Here is a 357-nt window from a genome sequence, read left to right as displayed (position 1 = left end):
CGGCGGCGGGGCACGACTGATCGAGGTGATTCCGCTCCGGGGAACGCTCGGGCGAGCACCCAGGTTCCCCAGCGCGCTGCGCGAGAGGGCGGAGGAGCCGACGTGGAGCCTGATCCCCGGCTGCTGGTGGGAGGACCCGTCCGAGGACGCCCAGCACGAGCACTGGGTGCAGGACGTGGTCGCGAACATCCAGCGGATCGGTCCGGCCCCGGACCGCCGCGACCCGAGCACAGTCGGAGTGAGGCTCGACCCTGACGCTGTCGCGCGCATGTACGGGGAGAGATTCGATCGACTCCGCGAAATCAAGCGCCGCTGGGATCCCGAGAACCTCTTCGTCGGCACCCACGGCATCCCGCC

General features: G+C 70.6%; 1 protein-coding gene. It reads left to right on the top strand.

The features are described from left to right. On the top strand, window positions 1–357 hold a 357-nt coding region (locus tag ACYQ1K_RS27960; protein WP_459986900.1), incomplete at both ends, for a BBE domain-containing protein.

The sequence above is a fragment of the Nocardioides sp. AN3 genome, from assembly GCF_054653495.1.
Note: the sequence above shows the minus strand (reverse complement) of the source record. Positions and strands in the feature narration are given on the sequence as shown.